The sequence below is a fragment of the Pelagicoccus sp. SDUM812002 genome, from assembly GCF_031127835.1.
Lineage (GTDB): Bacteria > Verrucomicrobiota > Verrucomicrobiia > Opitutales > Opitutaceae > Pelagicoccus.
In genome coordinates, this window is record NZ_JARXHX010000008.1 from 1 (window position 1) to 18,621 (window position 18,621).

The window sequence follows — 18,621 nt, forward strand, 5'->3', positions numbered from 1 at the left end:
TGAATGTCGTGGTCGCACTGCTTAAGGATGCTGCTTCCTTCGATTCGAGTACGTTTCCTTTATTCAGTTATATAATCATATTTTCTGCCATCAGTGTTATTCTATGTAGTTTTGGTGCACATATCACTTCTGATGATATTTTCGGTTTTCAACGGTTAAGTGGGTAGAATATCCGGCTAGGGCCGTGGATATGTGCGGTTCTGGGGTCATATGCACTTTTTCGGGAATTGGATATTTTGTCACAAGCGACTTCTGGGAGATTGCCGGTTTGGGGTCTTGACACAAGGTAAAAATAGGTGGAATTACGCGTTCGTTAATCTGTTTTGTGCTTAGTTCTGTTGCTCTAGGCGAAACCTCATCCCCTTGTGTGTTTTGAAGAGTTTGCCGGCGTTGCTCCACAGTGGATGGAGCGTGCTGAATCCGCTTGGAGTCGAGAGAACCCCTTCCCCGAGCCGCCGTTGGACGGCCTATTGCATCAGGAGGTTCGTGGTCTATCTGGAGCGCCGCAATAGGGGCGAGTTGCCGGCGACAGTCCCCTCGAAGGGGGTCGTCCGGTTCGTTTTGCCGGATCATCGGCTAGGAGGCGGGTTTTCAAGCGGCTGGGCACACCCGGGACGCTGCGGGTGCCTGGCTTTTAGTTGGGACCGTGCTGTACGCAGGGGCTGTAGCAGACTTGGTTGCGTCCTTGCTCTTTCGCTTTATAGAGGCAGAGGTCGGCCTGGCCTAGGATTTCTTCGGGAGATACGTTTCCGTCGAGTATTTCCCTGTAGCCTGCGGCCCCGAAACTCATGGTGACCTTGATCGATTGGCTGCTTGATATAGCGAAAGGCTCGGACTCGATGACTTGGCGGACGTTCTCCGCGAAGGCGAGAGCGCCCTCAACTTGAGTTTCTGGAAGGACGATAACGAACTCCTCTCCTCCGTATCTTGCGACCCAGTCGATATCCTTGCGGCAGTTGTTCTTGAGGCGCTGAGCGACTTCTTTGAGGACTTTGTCTCCCGCGAGGTGGCCGTGGGTGTCATTGACGGACTTGAAATGGTCCAAGTCGCAAATGACGAGCGAGAGGGCTTTTTGGTAGCGAGAGGCTCGCTTGATCTCGGCTGGCAGGTCATTTTGGATACGGCGGCGGTTATAGACCTCCGTCAGCGCATCCTTCATCAGCAAATCTTGGCTCTGCATCTCTACCAGCTTCAGCTTCGCTTCTAGGTCGATGATACGCTGGGCGAGTTGGAGACGGGCGAGCAAAAGAGGGGTGATGACCGGTTTGTTCATGAACTCGTCTGCACCGCTTTCTATCGCGTCGGTGACGTCCTTGATGCTGCTTTTGCTGGAGAGGGCGATGATGTAGGTGTAGCGGGGAAGGTCCAACGCTCGTATGACGGAGCAGAGGTCGCTGCCGCTCATGTCGTCCAGGACGAGACCCGTGACGACGACGTGGAAGTATTCCGCTTGGAGGCGCTGTATGGCTTCCTCTCCGCGGGCGGCCTCGGCAACTTCGTAGCCATTCTTGCTCAAGATCTTCCGAATGAGCTTTCGGGAGATGGGTGACATGTCCACCAAGAGCACCTTCATTTTTTCGTGGGATTCGGTTTCCATCTTAACGGGATGTCTCCGTGCTAGCGTTGATGTCGCTGTTATCGTCGAGAAAGCTCTTCAGATTCTCGAGGGCCATAGGGCGTGCGAAGTGGTAGCCTTGGCAGAAGTCGATCTCGAGGCTCTTGAGCAGCTCGGCGGTATGCTGGTCCTCGACGCCTTCTGCCACGAGATGCATGTTGAGTGACTTGGCCATGCCAATGACGGACCGCATGATGGACAGGCCGGATGGCTCGAAGATGCAAGAGACAAGGGAGCGGTCGATCTTCAGCTCGCTGTATCGGATGTGGGACATTTGGAGAAAGGAGGACTCGCCGGTTCCGAAGTCGTCTACAGCGAGCTGGAACCCAGCGTCGATGAAGTCTTGCATCAGGGACAGGGCCAAGACGTCGTTTTCGAATTTGGCGGTCTCTGTGACCTCGATCACTATTTGGCTGGGGCTCGCTCCGTACTCCAGAACGGTCGTCAGGTATTCCTTCACCAGGTTCGGGTTGTCGAACTGGCGGCGGGAGACGTTGATGGAAAAGAGGGGTGTGTGCTTCCGAGCTCCGAGGTCAGCGAGGGCGAGGAGGGATTTACGAAGGACGAGCTGTCCGAGGGTTGATACGAAGCCTTCCTCTTCGGCCGCTGTGACGAATTCGACTGGGGAAACGACTCCGAGCGAGTCATCGGTCCAGCGTGCTAGGGCTTCGACGCGACCGCATGACCAGTCTGAGCAGTTTACGATGGGCTGAAAGTATACGTCGATGGCCTCGTCGCAGATCGCTTTGCGCAGTTGGGTGGATACGATGGCTCGTCTTCTTTCCTCGAGTGTCTTGAGGTTATCGACGCCGCTTTCGTGGCGATCGACGCACTCGGAGGAGATCTCAACGAGGATGGATTCGTCATCGTGGGAGAAGTGGCAATTGATGGCGCCTCGTCTCACGCACTCCACTATCCAGCGTGGATCTTCGCGGAAAGTGACGGCGATGGCTCCGATGGAAGGCTGGGTCTTTCTGAGAATCGAAGTCCAGTGCTCTGGGTCGTTTGACTTAGGCGGGTGGTTGGCGTCGCAAATGAGCAGGTCGATGACGCCTGGGCGCGACTTGGAGGAGACGAGGGTCTCTGGCGAGACATCGCGGGCGAAGACGAAGCCAGCGAGTTGCAGCGCTTTAGCGTAGCGTTGGGATCGAGCGGGATCGGCGCAGCAGACGGCGATACGGGAATCGCGATTTCGTCTATCCGGGGCGGATGGATTAGCGCTTTTTGGATTCGGAGTGGTCATTCTGCGATTTTGGGTGTGAGGATGATGACGAGCTCGTTGTTGACGGAAGCGTCGCGGTATCCGCGGAATAGCTTTCCGAGCAGTGGAATGTCTCCAGCGAGTGGGATTTTTCGCAGGGTCTTGGTATTTTGGGTCTGCACGAGTCCGCCGAGTACGACTGTATTTCCATCTCGGATACGGACGATGGATGAGGCTTGACGTACTTCGATCACGGGGGCGGAAGCGCCGGTCACAGCTGAGACTTCGTTGCGGATCAGGCGGCTAACGGCGGGGGACACGTCGAGGGTGATCATGCCATTGGAGGAGATCTGCGGCGTGATGGAGAGGATGGTACCCACGGTGATGTTTTCGATCTCCTCTTGGGTCGTAAGGATGGGAGGATTTCCCGGAGACTGGGTGACGGTCTGGCGGAAGACGGGGATGTCTTGCCCGACGCGGATGACGGCTGGCTGGTTGTTGATGGTGCGTAGCTTTGGCTTTGATAGGACCTTGACGTTGCCCTGTTGAGAGAGGGCTTCAAGAAGGGCGGTGTTTCCGGAGTTGTCGGAATCGGTCCAGGATGCGGTGAAGGTGTTTCCTTCGAAGCTACTTCCGATGGAGGTTCTCGGGATGACGAGCGAGCCGGTGAAGTTTGTATCCAATCGATTGGATACGGCACCCCAGTTGATTCCGAGTTGCTCGGAGTCGGAGATTGAGACTTCGTAGATTTCTACCTCAAGTTCGACCTGGCGGACGACGCTTTCGCTGACGCGTTCTAGGATGGCGGCGATGTCGGACATCTTGCTATAGCGCTCCGTTATGCTGACGAGGCCGGCGAGGCTGTTGACGGTGAAGGTTCCTTCTTCGGAAACGATGTCTTCGAGCTGATCGGTGATGCTCTTCCAGAAGTCGATGGTAGAGTCGGCACTGACGCGCATGGTCGTACCTTGTTCGCTGCTGCCGCCACCGGAACTGAATTGGATGTCATTTGATCCGGCTCCGGAGCGGATTGTGTTGATGTAATCGATTTCGAAGATCCGGGTCTGGAAGTTGCGGACGCGGATGAGGTTGCCCTTCTTGGTGAAGTAGTAGCCGTGGGCGTCGATGAGGGCGTCCATGGCGAGGTCGAGCGGCAGGTTTTTGAAGGAAACGGTGATGGAGCCGAGGATGTCCTGATCGGGGATGATGTTCAGGTCATTCGCGTCAGCGAAGGTGGCGAGCGCTTGTTGCAGGTCGACGTTTACAGCTTTGAAGCTAAAGAGTTGCTGGCTGTCCTGGGAGTTCAGCTGGCTGCTCTCGGTGGCTGAGTTGCTGACGAAATCGGATTGGGCGATCGCAGTTGAGGCGAGCGCGATTGCGGCAATCGCAAACGATATGAATCGCACGGCTTTGACGGTGGGTGGGAGATAGCTGCTCATCGTTTTGAAGTGGGTCTAGTTTGGAGATTTGTCTTTGGCTTTTGGATACCGGTAGGTCCAACTTTGACCGGGTTCTATAAAGTGTTGTTCGTCATTGGAGGTAACCCAAACGCCCTGTTCTTCGATGCTCAGGACGCGCACGCGCTCGATAGACTGACCGGGTTTTAGGGTTTGGTCGTCGATGATCACGTAGCGCAAGTTGTTTTGTATCCAGATGCCCTTTACCTTGATGGTCGTTTCGGCCAGGGCTACTTCCTCGATTTCCTCGCTCGGTTCCGGTTTTTCGAGTTGGCGTTCGAAGATGTTTCGGGGTGAGCTTTGGGCGGCGAGCTCTTTGATGGAGCTCGCGTCGAAGACGGCTCCGATCGGGTCGGAGAAGGCGGTTTCCTCGTTTTCGTCTTGCTCGTATTCGTCGACCGTATCCTCGACGGAGTAAGAGGGAGAGGGGGTGCTGCTATCCATGACGCTGTTCGCTACCAGCAGCACGGCTAGGAGGGCGAGCGTTCCGGAAACCCAAGGGTTGTTGAGATGCTTCTTCATGCTACTTGAGGATAGCCGCTGACAACTTTGCGAAGACCTTGGCGCTTCTTCCGTCGCTGGTTAGGATTTCCAGTTGGTCGATCGCTATTTGCTTCTTGCTCATGGAAATCGTCTCGAGGAATGCGTAAATATCGGAACTGAGCGGCTGTTCTGATTCAGCGGTTTCAGCCTGGCTTACTTCGGGAGGACTGGCGTCTTTTTTGAACTCGAGTTGATAGGTCGTGTATGTGAGCTGCTCGCTGCTTGAGGTGTCGCGCTCGACGCTGGATACGATGGCCTTCCATCCGAGCCGGTTCAGCTGGTCTATGATTTGCAGGATGGTTAGGTCGAGGGCCTCGGCGTTGCGGTGAAGCTGCCTTCTTGCGCTGTCGGCTCTTTCTCGGAGTGATGGGAGGTCGAAGTGTTGGGCATTGGCGCGGGCTTGCTCTAGCTCGCCTTCCAATTCGATGAGGTAGGAAGAGCGCATGAGTCGCTGGTCGGTAGCGGGCTGGGTAACGAGAAGGGCCCAAGTAGCGCTGGCGAGGGCGAGGCCTAGCCACAGGCAGGTGAGGTAGCGCAGCCATGCGTGTTCGAAAGGCAGAGCTCGAGCGAAGCTGCGACTGAAACCGGAGGGCTGATTTGTCTTTGGTTTATCTTTATTGTGCATGTGAGCCTCCGGTGTAGATTTTTCCTTCGATAGATATTGTCTCCAAGTCCTGAATACTGGAGTTGCTGGTTACGTTGCGGACTCGAGCGAGGAGGTTCTGCGGGAAGACCATGGAAAAAGGGGGGGCTCCGAGCGCTTTTTGCAGATCTTCCTTTCGCCGTTGGGCTCCGTCGCTGTCGGCCTCAGTCACGAGAAGGATGCGAACGGCCCATGCTGCATCTTCGGCTATCCAGTTGGTTGCGAGTTCCGAGGTCCAGGTATCGGATGGATAGTGATCGGCCAGAAAGTTGAGGAGGGCTTTCTCGATGGGTGGACGAGCTTTGGTTTCCGCTTCGGCGAGGAAGCTCGTGAGGTTTTGGGCTTCGCTCTCATTGGCCGCGGCTTCTACCACGCTGGTCCGCATATCCTGCTCGTTTGTTTCGAGACGCGCGATGCGGCTGAGAGTATCTTTGTGTTCCACCTCCGTGTGGAAGGTGTAAGCGAGCAGAGCTGCGCCGGCGAGCAGGCAGGTCCCGCCGGTGAGTAACTTGCGCATCCGTAGCTGGCGGTCTTGAGCTACGCTCTCTTTGGCGAGGTTTAAGGAGTTGGAGAGGTGGAGTTGCGATAGCCAAAGGTTTTTGCCGTCGCGGCGGTGTTTGACAGGAATCTCGCCGTTGAGCTTGGTTTTGATGACGGCCTTGAAACGCGCTGCTTGCAGGCCGACCGTGACGATTTGGGAAACCGGTTTTCCGAATTGCTGGCGGGTGAAAAGGATGCAGCGGTTTATCTCAACGGCGACGCGTTGGGGGTCGGTTCCGTTTTCCTTGTTTAGATCGCGGGCGAACTGGAGGTCGCCATTGTTGTCGATGGCGAGGATCTTGTAGTTCGAGCCTATGGGGGCGAGCACGATGCTGGCTGAGTCGACGGGGGTTTGTATGTCCTTGAAGGGCTGGGTGGCGGAACCCATGAAGGGCAGCACTTTCTTCAAGGTGAGGCCGCGTCTCTCGAATTGGCTTTCGAGCTCGTTGAAGGCCTCTTTCGTGATGCTATGCAGTAGGGCGCGTTGTCCGGATTTCGCGGCGGCGAGTCGGTGGCTTTCCCAAACGATGGCGGCGCCGTCGGTTTGAAGGCGTCGGGCTTTCTCGCGGATGAAGTTTTTTTGTAGCCGGTTGGAGATGGGTGGGACGGTGATGTGGATGCTGTCCAGCAGTCCTCCGTCGATAATGAGTTCGGCTTTCGATCCTTTGAATCCGAGGGTGGCGAGCGCCTCGTCGAGATAGGTGTCAAACGCGTCGCTCGATCCGCAGTCCGGGTGAGATACAGGCTCGGAAACGGCTTTTCCTTTGCGGAATGCAGCGGCTTCGAAGTGGGTGCCTATCCACGCGACTGCGAGCACGTCCTTGGGCGACTGCTGGTAGTCGCTCACCAGTAGTTCGGTACTGGGTGGAGGAGGCGCGAGAGAGGTCGCTGTGGGTGTTTCGTTCACGTGGGTTTCGGTTTTCAGAAGACGTTTTTAGCGAGCGCTCGCGATCCAGTCGGAAAGGTCGAATGACTTATCGTCTCCCTCGCAAATGTGGGAGTAGACGAGGCTGGAGTAGGAGGCGGTCGCGTACATGAGCACGCGGTCTCCTTTGGCAAGGTTGCTCAGGAGAACGGAGCCGCTGGGGGCGATGATGGAGTTGGCGAGCTTCGCTCCGACGCGGTTGTAGACTTCGTAGCTTGTGGCGGTGGTGGTCGTATTGTTGATGGCTACGGAGTTGGTTCTCAGCTCGTCTAGGTAGATGGACTTCAGGTTGACACGCTCGATGAGGAGGTAGTCGGCGGAGCCGGATACTGCGGTCCACTTAGACCAGGAACTCCATGAGCTGGTGGGTGGGATTTCGCCGTCGGCGGTGTCCCAGATGGCTGCGAAACGGGCAGCGGTGTTGATGTTGGCCGCGCTGGGCAGGGTCAGGCCGCCGCGCATGCCGGAGAGGAAGATCGCGCGTTGGGCGGGCGAATTCGCCGGGTCGTAAATGAGGACTCGACCAACGCTACGGTTGTTGACGGCGAGGCTGTTGGCGTTGAGGTCGGTATAGGTCGAGAGTGAGGTGGTCCAAGTCGAGGTGGGGGGCAGGGCAGCGTTTTCGACGAGGTAGCTCTTCAGGCTGTGGGCCAGAGTGGAGAGGGTGGCGGACTCGGACTTGGTGGCAGCTCTATCAATCGCGCGAATGGCGTTAGGGGCCATGAGGGTTGCGAGCACGCCGATGATGGCCAGCACACCGATCATCTCGATCAAGGTGAAGCCGTGACGCTGCTTCGAGGCGGCGTCGACGCTGTTATGTATCTTATGCTTCGTTACATGTCCCATATTGACATGATGGGTAGCACCAACGCGACCGCCACGGTGGCGACCACGACGATGAGGCTGAGGATGATGGCCGGCTCGAAGAAGGAGAAGAACGCCTTGATCTTGCGAGGCACGATCATGTTGTAGTAGTCGCCTACCTTCTTGAGCGTAGTATCCAGCTGACCGGACTTTTCGCCGGTCTGGGCCATGGTGATAAAGGTTTGGGTGAAGATGGGGTGCTTGGACAGCTCCTCGCTCATTGGCCGCCCTTCGTTGACGGCTGCGCGTGCGTTATTGCTAGCGATGGTGATGAGGCTATTGCCGCTTTGGCGGGCGCAAAGCTCGAGGGCCTTGGCGAGAGGGATGCCTGACTTGATGAGCATCTCCATGGTCGTGGAGAATTGGGAGATAGCTAGGCACTGGGCGAGCTCGCCGAGGAAAGGGAGTTTGAGAATGGCTTTGTCCTTGAGGACCGCAGCTTGCTGGAACTTCCCGGGTAGGCTCAGCAGGACGGGAATCAAGAGGACGGCAGATCCCCAGATATACCAGTAAGAGGCGAAGAACTCGCTGATCGCGAGGACCACTAAAGTCACTTGCGGCAGGGGTGTGTTTATCTGGTCGAAGATTTCCTGAAAGCGGGGAACGACGAACGTGAAGAGGAGCACCACCAACCCGACGGCTGCGGAGGAGATAAGCATCGGGTAGACGAGAGCCTGGCGGGCGGTGGAGATGAGTCCGTCGGTCCATTCCAGGTTTGCGGAGAGTTTAGTGAAGGACTCCGGTAGCTTTCCGCTGGCTTCGCCTGCTTCGACGAGGGCGATGGCTTGGTTTGAAAAGGTGCGGGGGAATAGGGCGAGGGCTTGGGGAAGGGGTGTACCTGACTCGACTTCGTAAGCGAGGGTGCGTACCACGGGGCCCAGTTTGCTGCCTTCCAGATCGACGGCTAGCTTTCCCAGTCCTTGGGCGAGGGTGACGCCGGCATTGAGGAGGAGGGAGAGTTGGGTGTAGAGGTTTATGAGGTCCCAGCGGGCAACTTTCGTTTTTGCATGAGCCTTTCTCGAATTGCTGGAAGTGGCCCCCGCTTTGGCTGTTCGGGCTTTCACCAGCCAAGCTCCCTGGGCTTGCAGGACGGATTCGAGCGCTACGACGCTGTCCGCCAACTGGGTGTCGGAGAATTGGCGTCCATGCGGGTCGATAGCGGTGTAGTTGAACAGCGGCATACTAGTGCTGGTTGGCGACGCGGAATACTTCCTCGATGGAGGTTTCTCCGCGGAGGGCGCGGCGAATGCCGTCTTGGAAGAGGGTATTCATGCTCTTCTCTCGCATGAGCCGGGAAATTGCAGAGACGTCAGCGGTGGGTATCAGCTGCTTGATGTCGTCGTCTATCCAAAGGGTTTCGAAGATGGGCACGCGTCCGCGGTAGCCTTTGTGGTAGCATTCCGGGCAGCCTTTTGGGGTATAGAGAACGGCGTCGTCTGGCAGGGCGTCTCCGACGATGCTGCGGTAGTAGCTGAGGTCTTTGGTCTCCTCGCGGCAATGGGGGCAGAGGCGGCGGGCGAGGCGCTGGGCGATGATGAGCTTGAGGGTAGAGGCGAGCATGGAGGGTTCGGCTCCGAGGTCTAGCATACGGGGAATGGCTCCGACGGAGTCGTTGGTATGCATGGAGCTGAGCACGAGGTGTCCAGTGAGGGCGGCTCGAACGATGAGCTGGGCGGTTTCGTTGTCGCGCGTTTCGCCGACGAAGATGACGTCTGGGTCTTGGCGAAGAAGGGTGCGTAGGCCGCTATTAAAAGTGAGGCCGATCTTTTCGGCGATCTGGGTTTGGCGGGTGTACTCGAGGCGGTATTCGATCGGGTCTTCGAGGGTGAAGACACTGCGTTCGTGCTTGTCGACTTCCTTGAGAGCGGTGTAGAGAGTGGTGGTTTTACCGCTGCCGGTGGGACCGGTGACGAGGATCATGCCGTAGGGCATGGAGATGGACTTTCGCAGCATCTCGCTATCGATGTCCCGCATACCGAGGGATTCGATGTTGAGGCTGATACCGGAGCGGTCGAGGATACGCATGACCACGCTCTCGCCGAAGCTAGTCGGGAGGGTCGATACGCGGAGGTTGTACTGTTTACGGCCCGAGGTGAGGTTGGCCCGACCGTCTTGGGGTAAGCGTGTTTCGGATACGTCGAGTCCGCCCATGACCTTGATGCGTGCGATGACATTGTCCTGCAGATCCTTGGGGATCATGACGTAGGGCTGGAGCACGCCGTCGATACGCAGGCGAATGCGCAGGGCTTTCTCGTCCGGCTCCACATGCACGTCACTGGCGGAGCGTTCGGCGGCGTCGTGCAGCATGACGTTAACAAGGCGAATGATGGGAGCTTCTGCCTCGCTCGAATCCTCTGTACGGTCGCTCTTCATGAGCTCCGCGATGATTTTCTCGACGGTTTCCGACTGGTCGTGGGCCTTTGTGAGAAGGTCTAGGATGTCCTGCCCGGAGGCGGCCACCACGTTGACCATGAGGCGGGTGAGACGTTCGACCTTATCGATCGCCTCGACATCGAAGGGGTCAGCCATGGCGACCGTGATGGAGTGCAGGTCCGCCTTGATGGGGATGAGCGCCAGCTCCTTAGCTACAGAGAAGGGAACGGTGGCGAGCGTCTCGGCATCGATTTCGATCTCGTCGAGATCGATTGTCACAGTTTCCGCGGCTTGTGCGAGCAGGGCGCTGATCTCTTGGTCGGTTACGAACCCAAGTTCCTTAAGGACGTTTCCAAGCAATTTGCTCGAGCGTTTTTGCTCGAGCAGTGCTAAGTCGAGTTGTTCGCTCGATATGAGACCAGCATTGAGCAGCTGGTCTCCAAAGCGCATTTTGGAATTGGTATTACCGGACATGCTGGGTGTTCCTTCTGGGAGGGGGATGCGGATAGCTTCGGGTGCTCGCCGCTCGCGCGAGCCGTAGTGTCGGGCTTTTGGCGTACTTCGAGATACGGATTTGGCCTTACGGTGGACGGCTCGCGGCGTGGGAGTTACTGGTGCATCATGTACACGTAAACGTCGGTGATGCCTCTGGAAGGCGTGTTGTACACGACCTTGCCCTTGGCGTCGGCTCCAGAGGTAGTCGACAAGGCGTCTCCGTCGATGCGTTCGCTTAGCTCGCGAGCTTCCGCTTCCGGCACGCTTTCGAGGAAGGTGCTGATAACGCGGGCGCCGGAGGGCATGTTTTTAGACCCATCTAGCTTGAAGTTGGAACCGCCTGCGGTGTTCGGGGCGGTGGTGTTGCTGGGTTTGCAGATGATGCGGCTGGTGCTGCTCTGGTTGCTACCCCCGCTTGCGGTCCAAGCTCCGTTGGTTCCGCGCTTCCAGGTGGCTCCCTTAACGGCGTAGACATCGGACTGGAGACCGATTTTCGCTGCGAAGCGTTCATCGGAAAGACCTGCTTCGATGAGGAGATCGTCGATGCGGCTGTTGTTGTTGGTGACGGGAAGGGTGCCGTACTTGCCGACGAAGTCGGTGGTTATAGTCTTGAAGGTATCGATGGATAGCATCGTTCCGTTAATGCGAGAGGAACGAATCGCGCCGAAAACCTTAGGGGCGATAACGACAGCGAGGACTGCTATGATGGCGAGAACGCCGATCATTTCTACTAGAGTGAAACCTTTTTTAAGGCGGGTTTTGGAGGATATTTTCATAATATGGTTCTGGGTTGGAGATTTAATCACTTCTGTATCGGCAGACTCAGAACCAATTTAGGGTGTAGTGCTCATCGGCCGTTAGGTAACTTTGGTTTTACAATTCGTTTACGTCTTGCTGCTAATAGCACCCTCACGTGTCGCCGAGTAGCGCATCAGATCTTAGGGCTGCCCATTCTCTCCGCGTCTTTGTTGTCGGAAGATCGGTTGACCGACTGTGCGAGGGTTGTCTGCCGGGGATCAACGGCTCTCTGGATGATCCAGTAGATGGATACGAGCGGTGATGAGTGGCGACCGTCGCCGAGCGTTCCTCGACGAAAGTTGTTCGGTCTTTTTTGATCATGTAATCTTGGGGAAAATAGAGACGATAGAGGGAAAAGGGTAGTGCCTTGTGGCAGTCGACATTCGGGAGATTCCTTATCTCGCGCGTTTTGTTTCGTCGGGAATATTAAACGCTTTGGGTCGGTCAGGAGGGGAGTTGGATTTTATCGGTCCCGTCACCTTGACCGTGTGTTGGATTTGGCTAGTTTAGCTGCTTGCCTGACCTGCTCATGTGTTGCCCTCTGCGTGGTCATGTTTCGCCTTTTTCTATATGATCCAATTCTCTCTCAGTGAAGCACGACGCCCCTCGATCTAAGGATTTTCTGCATGCGGTTTTAGATACCGTCGTCGACGGTGTTATAGCAATTGATCGAAAGGGGATTATCCAGTCGGTGAACAACGCGGCAGAGCGGGTTTTTGGCTACGAGTCACAGGAGATTGTCGGCAAAAACGTGAATGTACTCATGCCTGAGCCGTATCACTCTGAGCATGACGGTTACTTAACGAACTTTCACCGCACGGGAGAAGCAAAGGTTATGGGCATTGCGGGGCGGGAACTTTTTGCCAAGCGCAAGGATGGTTCGGTCTTTCCGATCGAGCTCGGAATCAGCGCCATGGAGATCGATACCCAAAGCCTATATGTCGGAATCGTGCGTGACATCACGGAGCGCAAGAGCGCGGAACGGCTGACGGCTGAGCTGAAAGGGGTAATGGATGCCGTGGTTGACGGCTTGGTGACCATTGATGACAAGGGTGACATTCACTCGTTTAATCCCGCGGCGGAGCGGATTTTTGGATACGAAAGTTCGGAGGTGGCTGGCCAAAATGTGAAAGTGCTCATGCCTGAGCCCTACCATGGCGAACACGATGGGTATTTGCACAATTACCGTGACACAGGGGTGCGCAAGATTATCGGCATCGGCCGTGAAGTCGCTGCGAAACGCAAGGACGGGAGCATTTTCCCGATGGAACTCGCTGTCAGCGAGATGAAGGTCGCGGGCAAACGGATGTTCGTGGGAATCATCCGGGACATCACCGAGCGGAAAGCGACTGAGCTCGAGCGGGATAGCCTCACAACTGAACTCCAGGGGATCATGGATGCGGTGGTCGATGGACTGATCACCATCGACGAGAAGGGCTGTATCCAGACTTTCAATCCAGCTGCGGAACGCATCTTCGGCTACGCCAGCGAAGAGGTGGCGGGCCGGAACGTGAAGGTGCTTATGCCCGAGCCCTACCATTCCGAGCACGATGGATACTTGGATAACTATCACCATACCGGCGATAGGAAGATCATCGGGATTGGGCGCGAAGTGACGGCGAAGCGCAAGGACGGTACGGTCTTTCCCATGGATCTGGCGGTTAGCGAGATGAGGGTTTCCGGAAAGAAGACGTACATCGGTATCATTCGAGACATTACGGAGCGTAGGAGAGGAGAGCAGGAGCGGTTGCGCATGATTCGCCAGCTCAAAGATAGTAACCAAGAGTTGGACGACTTCGCTTACATCGCCTCCCATGACCTAAAGGAGCCTTTGCGCGGCTTGACCAACAATGCGCGTTTCTTGGAGGAGGACTACCAAGATGAGTTGGACGAGAAAGCTGTCCGCCGCCTGAAGCGAATGCGTTTCTTATGCGGCAGGATGGAGTCCTTGATCGATGACTTGCTTTATTTCTCGCGCCTGGGTCGCCAGGACCTAGCGGTGTGCGAGGTGGACATGTCCAAGTTGATTCTGGAAATAAAGTTGATGATGCAGTCCACTTTGGAAGAAACGAATGCAAGTGTCGTAGTCAAAAAACACCTACCGAAATATACTTGCGACTTTGTGAGGACCAAGGAGGTTTTTCGGAACCTGATTACCAATGCGGTCAAGTACAATGAATCAGCTGAGAAGACGATCGAGGTGGGATACCTTGAGACATGGAAGGATTTGCGGGAAGTTTTCTACGTGAGAGATAACGGGATCGGGATCGACCCAGAATTTTACGAAGACATTTTCCGGATCTTCAAGCGCCTCAACAACGAATCGGACGACAGTCGAGGCACAGGGTCGGGACTCACGTTTGTTAAGAAAATTATCGAGCGCCATGGGGGAAAGATTTCGCTCGAATCGAACCTAGGTGAAGGGACTACCTTCTATTTCACCCTCCGCTAGCATTGTGCGTATTCTACCTTCGAGCTCATGAATGACAAAGCGACGATTCTCTTAATTGACGACAACCCGGACGACTACGAGGCGACTGAGCGAAGTTTCGAAGCGGCCAATTTCGCGAACCCGATCCAATGGTGCCACTCTGCGAAGGACGGTATCGACTATCTTAAGCGGAGCGGGAAGTTTGAAGGGCGATCTCCTGAGACGCACCCGTGCCTGATCTTGTTGGATCTCAATATGCCAGGTATGGACGGCAGAGCCGCTTTGAAGAAAATCAAGCAAGACGTCTCGATCTGCGCAGTGCCGGTGATCGTGTTGACCACCTCATCAGACGAGAAGGATATAGAGCTTTGCTATCAGCTCGGAGCCAGCACATACATCCAGAAGCCAGTTGAGTTCAACAGTCTCGTTGCTGCTGTCGCCCGCATGAAGGACTACTGGTTCGAGGTCGCATTATTACCGAAAGTTAAGTCTTAGAAAATGAATGATACAGTGAAAATTCTGGCCCTTGTCTCTGGGAGGGAACGCGATAATACTCAATCGGAGGACGCCTGGTGGGAGGGCCTTGACGGTTTCGAGTTAACCGTAGTCGATCTCGACGCGGATTTCGAAAGTGAGATCAAAGCGATCAAGCCGGATTTGCTTCTGCTAGAGTGCCTTCTCAACTCGGGAAACGGAGTTGCACGCCTCGAGGCCCTTCGGAGTTCTTTTCCCCATCTCCCCGTCTTCCTTATCAGCGATCCATTTGGAAACTCTTGGGAGGAGAATATCAGTAAGTTCCATAGCTTACTTTCTCGCGGTAAGAAGTCGAGGTCGCTTGTTCGCGCTAAAACTGTAGATCAAACACAAGTGGATACGCCTCCACTGGCGAGGAGTCGTAGAAGGATTCTAGTGATTGACGACGATCCAGAGGACCGGGAGCTCGTGAGGAGGTCGTTGGAGCGTACAATGAGCGACCGGTATGAAGTCTTCGAAGCCAAAGATGGGGAAGAGGGCTTGCGAATGGTGGAAGCGCTTGAGCCAGATTGCGCGCTATTGGACTATTCGTTTCCGGGAAAAGATGGCTTGTCTATCCTATCCGAGATACGAGCCGAACGCCCTGAATTGCCCATCATCTTGTTGACGGGATTGGGGAGCGAAAGCGTTGCTGTGAAAGCGTTGCAGCTCGGTGCCCAAGACTATATTCTGAAGTCGACGATTAATAAATCGATACTGCACCAGATCATCGTAAACGCATGCCAGCGGCAGGAAATGCAGCGTAAAATGAAGGAGCAGCAGGAGTCTCTGACGGTGTTCACGCGAGCTCTCGCCCACGACCTCAAGGAACCAATTCGTTCGATTCGTTCCTTCTCCCAGCTGGCGATGGAAGAAGGCGCAGATCCTTCTGACCAGAAACAGTACATTCGAATCGTCGACTCGGCTGCAGGCCACATGGAGAAGCTGGTCGACATGGTACACAATTATACACAGCTCGACGACGAGCCCGAGGAGCTTTCCCCAAAGAGTCATTCGACTGAAAAGCTTGTGGAACAGGCGCTAGAAAATTTGTCCCGTCAAATTAGAGAGGCTCCGAATCGGATCGCTTACGAAAACCTCCACCCCGTCTTCGCCAACGAGACGTTGGTGGTATCTCTTTTCCAAAACTTGATAAGCAACGCTTTGAATTTTGCGCACGAGTCATTGGCTGAAGTAAGGATCTCCTCAGTCGAGGAGAAAGGGTGGGTTGAATTCTCCGTTGCGGACAACGGGCCAGGGATCGAGGAGTCTATGAGAAACAAAGTCTTTCGCCCCTTTGTGAGACTTGAGAATGGGCGTCGTCGCGGCACTGGGCTCGGGTTGAGCATTTGCCGCAAGATTGTGCAGAGAAACGGCGGCAAGATTTGGATCGAGCCGAATCACAGGCAGGGCACCGTGATCAAATTCACCTTACCGCTCGGTATCCAAGAATTGGAAACGAAGACAGGTGAGAAAGCTCCAGCGGGCGGGGTAGGCGGCGAAGGGATGCGAATCGCAAACGTGCTGCAAGTCGATGATAATCCGAACGACCTGTTTCTAACGAAAATGTCGTTGAAGAATCTGGATCACCTGGAATTAAATATTTATACTGTCGAGAACGGCAAGGAAGCCCTGAGATTTCTTAAGGACGAGAGCAATGAGCCTATCGACCTCATTCTACTCGATATAAACATGCCGATCATGGACGGATTCGAATTCCTGAAAAAGATGAACGAGGAAGGGGACTTGCGGCGCATCCCGACGATTGTTTGCTCAACCTCAAACGATGATCGTGATATTCGTTCGGCAAAAAAGTTAGGAGCTCTAGGCTATATTATAAAACCAATTCGTCTGGCCAAACTCGAATCTACGATTGCCCCTATTGATACCGTCAAAATTACCAAGACGGTAGATAACTACCGACTAGAGTCGTCGGGCTAGCGTCCGTTCGCTTCGAAAGAGTAAACAATACCTTAGCGGCCCGTTTAAATATATAGTGGGCAGGCATGCCCCGCTTTAGTGACTACGAGATCCGTGAGCCGAGAGTCAGCGGTACTTGGCTCTTGAACATTGCATGGGCTCTCGAAAACGAGAGGACGTTATAGTGTTATTCGAGATGTTTCTCGAGAGAGGGGGTGCAGGTTGCACTTGCTGACTTGTGTTCTGCAAACGGGTTCGCGGCTGAGCGGAACCGAGTAGGCGGGAGGATCTTTTTCGCAGGGAAAATGAATTTTGTAAGGAGCCATGGTTCAGTGCCTTGGATCGTTTCGGGCGAGTTTTTCTGCAAAGCTGGCACAGCCGTTGCGGGTCACAGGGAAAACCTAACAAAGGAGAAAACAATGAAAGAAAATATAGCTAAACGAACCACCTTGACGATTGGCGCTTTGACTGGAGCCGCTCTGATTTCAGCCAGCTCCCTATTGGCGGGTGACTACGAAAACAAGAACGCCTCGAAGTCGGATATGAAGGAGTCGAAGGCAGAGAAAGCGATGACCGCACGTGCGATAGAAGGCATGGACCTGAACCTGAAAGACGGTTCATCGGCCGGTGTTATCGACGATTTCGTCCTGTCCACGGACACGGGTGAAGTCGAGGGAATCGCCGTCGGTACGGGATTCTTGGGATTGGGTGGAAGCGAGCATTATGTAAGCTTTGACCAACTATCTATTTCGGATATCGATCGCTACAATCTGAGCACTTCCCTTAGTATGGAGGAGCTGGAGAAGCATCCGCGCTTGGACACGGAGTCGTTAAAAACAAGCCGCGATTCCGAGACTGGTGTCCGTTCTGGACAGTTTGCTGCGATGGACTTAGTTGGTAGCGACGTGAAAGGCGCAAACGGCGCCACGCACGGCGAGGTTCACGATTGGATCGTGGACATGCAGTCGGGAGAAGTGCCCTATGTAATCATACGAAGTGCCGAGCCATTCGCGACGTCGTCAATGTATGGCTTCGACTACTTCGCAGTCAGCACGGACACGATTAGCGGCACACGCGATGGCGATTTGATCGTATCGGTGACCGACGAAGATTTCGAGTCTGCCGAACGCATAGATGAGAATACCGCTTTGCGTGATGCCGACGAAAGCAGTGTGCACACATTCCGATACAGTGGCGGCATGGCTCAAGCAAGCCGTGGCTAATTTATATTGTTTAAACGAATACAGTAAACTCGAATAGTTTAATAACCCCGCTTCCTCGGAAGCGGGGTTTTGTTTTGTGCACGGGTTCGAGTGAAGTATCTGCGGCCGGTCGGTTGGGGTAGGCCTTGCCTACGATCTGCGAACCTGGGGAGTGTATTTAAATGCCGGTTTCGATTACTCGGTTGCGCAGCGAGGTGATGGGTGCGATGGTGTTCGCATGAGCAGGCACATTTGCATTACGGGATGCACCAAGGGATTGGGCAGGGCCTTGGTGGAATGGTTTCTGGAGCAGGGGTGGACGGTCAGCGGTTGTGGTCGCAATGCCGAAGCGATACACGAGCTGGTCGACAGTAAGCCACGGGCGAGAACGCACTTCGAGCGAGTGGATGTCACGGATGACGCAGCGGTCGGATTGTTTGCGGCGGAAGTAGAGGCGGCCTTGGGATCTCCTGATCTTTTGCTCAACAATGCTGGCATCATCAATGGGAATGCCCCTCTTTGGGAGGTGCCCGAAAAGGAGTTTTCGCAGGTGGTGGACGTCAATATCAAGGGAGTCGCCAATGTCCTGCGGCACTTCGCTCCTATGATGATCGCCAAGGGCGGTGGAATCATGCTGAACCTGAGTTCGGGGTGGGGGCGGTCCGCTTCCGCGGAGGTGGCTCCGTACTGCGCCACGAAGTGGGCAATCGAAGGACTTAGTCAGGCGATGGCTCAAGAGTTACCCACGGGCGTCGCTGTCGCTGCCATGAACCCAGGAATTATTGATACGCAAATGTTGCGGAGCTGTTTCGGCGAAGGAGCCGGTGGCTATGGCGATGCCAGTGACTGGGCGGAGCGAGCGGGACCGTTTCTTAGAGATTTGGATACATCCTGCAACGGGCAGCAGCTGACTGTGCCTTGAATGCGTTCTGTTGGAAATCGAGGCTAACATTTTTTAGCCCCTCGTTTTAGGAGGGTTGCTCCCGCAGTGCAGACGACGTGGAAGTCTTCCGTCCACACCCCGGTCCCCAGAGCGACTGGTTCAAACAGGTCCGCTGCACAGAATCTTGGCGTTCCGGAATATGACCTGAACGCTCTTTC

The 18,621-nt window shown here is 55.2% G+C and carries 15 protein-coding genes; 5 read left to right on the forward strand and 10 right to left on the reverse strand.

What is annotated here, in order from left to right:
• Positions 1 to 634: 634 nt before the first annotated feature.
• The 10 genes from QEH53_RS12840 to QEH53_RS12885 form a co-directional block, all read right to left on the reverse strand.
• Positions 635 to 1,597, reverse strand: a complete 963-nt coding sequence (locus tag QEH53_RS12840) for a diguanylate cyclase (protein WP_309023605.1) — start codon at positions 1,595 to 1,597, stop codon at positions 635 to 637.
• Between the two features lies 1 nt (position 1,598).
• A complete protein-coding gene (locus QEH53_RS12845; RefSeq protein ID WP_309023606.1) occupies positions 1,599 to 2,858 on the reverse strand; it encodes an EAL domain-containing protein in 1,260 nt (419 codons plus the stop codon).
• Positions 2,855 to 4,255 carry a secretin and TonB N-terminal domain-containing protein gene (locus QEH53_RS12850; protein WP_309023607.1) on the reverse strand — a complete coding sequence of 467 codons (1,401 nt, stop codon included), beginning with the start codon at positions 4,253 to 4,255 and terminating at the stop codon, positions 2,855 to 2,857. Before QEH53_RS12850 ends, QEH53_RS12845 begins: the two co-directional genes overlap by 4 nt.
• Before the next feature lie 15 nt (positions 4,256 to 4,270).
• Positions 4,271 to 4,795 carry a hypothetical protein gene (locus tag QEH53_RS12855; protein ID WP_309023608.1) on the reverse strand — a complete coding sequence of 175 codons (525 nt, stop codon included), beginning with the start codon at positions 4,793 to 4,795 and terminating at the stop codon, positions 4,271 to 4,273.
• 1 nt (position 4,796) lies between these two features.
• On the reverse strand, positions 4,797 to 5,441 hold the full coding sequence (locus tag QEH53_RS12860; RefSeq protein ID WP_309023609.1) for a hypothetical protein: 645 nt from the start codon (positions 5,439 to 5,441) through the stop codon (positions 4,797 to 4,799).
• Positions 5,431 to 6,906 carry a hypothetical protein gene (locus tag QEH53_RS12865; RefSeq protein ID WP_309023610.1) on the reverse strand — a complete coding sequence of 492 codons (1,476 nt, stop codon included), beginning with the start codon at positions 6,904 to 6,906 and terminating at the stop codon, positions 5,431 to 5,433. The genes QEH53_RS12860 and QEH53_RS12865 overlap by 11 nt, the downstream gene beginning before the upstream one ends.
• A 27-nt stretch (positions 6,907 to 6,933) precedes the next feature.
• On the reverse strand, positions 6,934 to 7,770 hold the full coding sequence (locus QEH53_RS12870; RefSeq protein WP_309023611.1) for a prepilin-type N-terminal cleavage/methylation domain-containing protein: 837 nt from the start codon (positions 7,768 to 7,770) through the stop codon (positions 6,934 to 6,936).
• Positions 7,758 to 8,969, reverse strand: a complete 1,212-nt coding sequence (locus QEH53_RS12875; protein ID WP_309023612.1) for a type II secretion system F family protein — start codon at positions 8,967 to 8,969, stop codon at positions 7,758 to 7,760. The genes QEH53_RS12870 and QEH53_RS12875 overlap by 13 nt, the downstream gene beginning before the upstream one ends.
• Position 8,970: 1 nt before the next feature.
• Positions 8,971 to 10,635 (reverse strand): GspE/PulE family protein, encoded by a 1,665-nt coding sequence (locus tag QEH53_RS12880; RefSeq protein ID WP_309023613.1) that lies wholly within the window; start codon positions 10,633 to 10,635, stop codon positions 8,971 to 8,973.
• Positions 10,636 to 10,769: 134 nt separating this feature from the next.
• Positions 10,770 to 11,432 carry a prepilin-type N-terminal cleavage/methylation domain-containing protein gene (locus QEH53_RS12885; RefSeq protein ID WP_309023614.1) on the reverse strand — a complete coding sequence of 221 codons (663 nt, stop codon included), beginning with the start codon at positions 11,430 to 11,432 and terminating at the stop codon, positions 10,770 to 10,772.
• A 611-nt stretch (positions 11,433 to 12,043) separates the two neighbouring features.
• On the opposite strand from QEH53_RS12885, the gene QEH53_RS12890 reads away from it, so the two are divergent.
• From QEH53_RS12890 to QEH53_RS12910, 5 genes are all read left to right on the forward strand, one after another.
• Positions 12,044 to 13,906 carry a PAS domain S-box protein gene (locus QEH53_RS12890; RefSeq protein WP_309023615.1) on the forward strand — a complete coding sequence of 621 codons (1,863 nt, stop codon included), beginning with the start codon at positions 12,044 to 12,046 and terminating at the stop codon, positions 13,904 to 13,906.
• A gap of 27 nt (positions 13,907 to 13,933) precedes the next feature.
• Positions 13,934 to 14,380, forward strand: coding sequence for a response regulator (locus QEH53_RS12895; RefSeq protein ID WP_309023616.1), 447 nt, complete (start codon positions 13,934 to 13,936; stop codon positions 14,378 to 14,380).
• A gap of 3 nt (positions 14,381 to 14,383) precedes the next feature.
• Positions 14,384 to 16,339: a response regulator gene (locus tag QEH53_RS12900; RefSeq protein WP_309023617.1), complete on the forward strand. Its 1,956-nt coding sequence runs from the start codon at positions 14,384 to 14,386 to the stop codon at positions 16,337 to 16,339.
• Between the two features lie 398 nt (positions 16,340 to 16,737).
• Positions 16,738 to 17,541: a PRC-barrel domain-containing protein gene (locus tag QEH53_RS12905; RefSeq protein ID WP_309023618.1), complete on the forward strand. Its 804-nt coding sequence runs from the start codon at positions 16,738 to 16,740 to the stop codon at positions 17,539 to 17,541.
• Positions 17,542 to 17,758: 217 nt separating this feature from the next.
• Positions 17,759 to 18,442: an SDR family oxidoreductase gene (locus tag QEH53_RS12910; protein WP_309023619.1), complete on the forward strand. Its 684-nt coding sequence runs from the start codon at positions 17,759 to 17,761 to the stop codon at positions 18,440 to 18,442.
• Positions 18,443 to 18,621 lie beyond the last annotated feature (179 nt).

Bases quoted from the DNA above. Each gene is read 5' to 3' on its own strand.
- QEH53_RS12910 (WP_309023619.1), top strand. From the start codon at position 17,759: ATGAGCAGGCACATTTGCATTACGGGATGCACCAAGGGATTGGGCAGG.
- QEH53_RS12850 (WP_309023607.1), bottom strand. From the start codon at position 4,255: ATGAGCAGCTATCTCCCACCCACCGTCAAAGCCGTGCGATTCATATCG.
- QEH53_RS12885 (WP_309023614.1), bottom strand. From the start codon at position 11,432: ATGAAAATATCCTCCAAAACCCGCCTTAAAAAAGGTTTCACTCTAGTA.
- QEH53_RS12875 (WP_309023612.1), bottom strand. From the start codon at position 8,969: ATGCCGCTGTTCAACTACACCGCTATCGACCCGCATGGACGCCAATTC.
- QEH53_RS12870 (WP_309023611.1), bottom strand. From the start codon at position 7,770: ATGGGACATGTAACGAAGCATAAGATACATAACAGCGTCGACGCCGCC.
- QEH53_RS12880 (WP_309023613.1), bottom strand. From the start codon at position 10,635: ATGTCCGGTAATACCAATTCCAAAATGCGCTTTGGAGACCAGCTGCTC.
- QEH53_RS12905 (WP_309023618.1), top strand. From the start codon at position 16,738: ATGAAAGAAAATATAGCTAAACGAACCACCTTGACGATTGGCGCTTTG.
- QEH53_RS12845 (WP_309023606.1), bottom strand. From the start codon at position 2,858: ATGACCACTCCGAATCCAAAAAGCGCTAATCCATCCGCCCCGGATAGA.
- QEH53_RS12840 (WP_309023605.1), bottom strand. From the start codon at position 1,597: ATGGAAACCGAATCCCACGAAAAAATGAAGGTGCTCTTGGTGGACATG.
- QEH53_RS12895 (WP_309023616.1), top strand. From the start codon at position 13,934: ATGAATGACAAAGCGACGATTCTCTTAATTGACGACAACCCGGACGAC.
- QEH53_RS12900 (WP_309023617.1), top strand. From the start codon at position 14,384: ATGAATGATACAGTGAAAATTCTGGCCCTTGTCTCTGGGAGGGAACGC.
- QEH53_RS12860 (WP_309023609.1), bottom strand. From the start codon at position 5,441: ATGCACAATAAAGATAAACCAAAGACAAATCAGCCCTCCGGTTTCAGT.
- QEH53_RS12855 (WP_309023608.1), bottom strand. From the start codon at position 4,795: ATGAAGAAGCATCTCAACAACCCTTGGGTTTCCGGAACGCTCGCCCTC.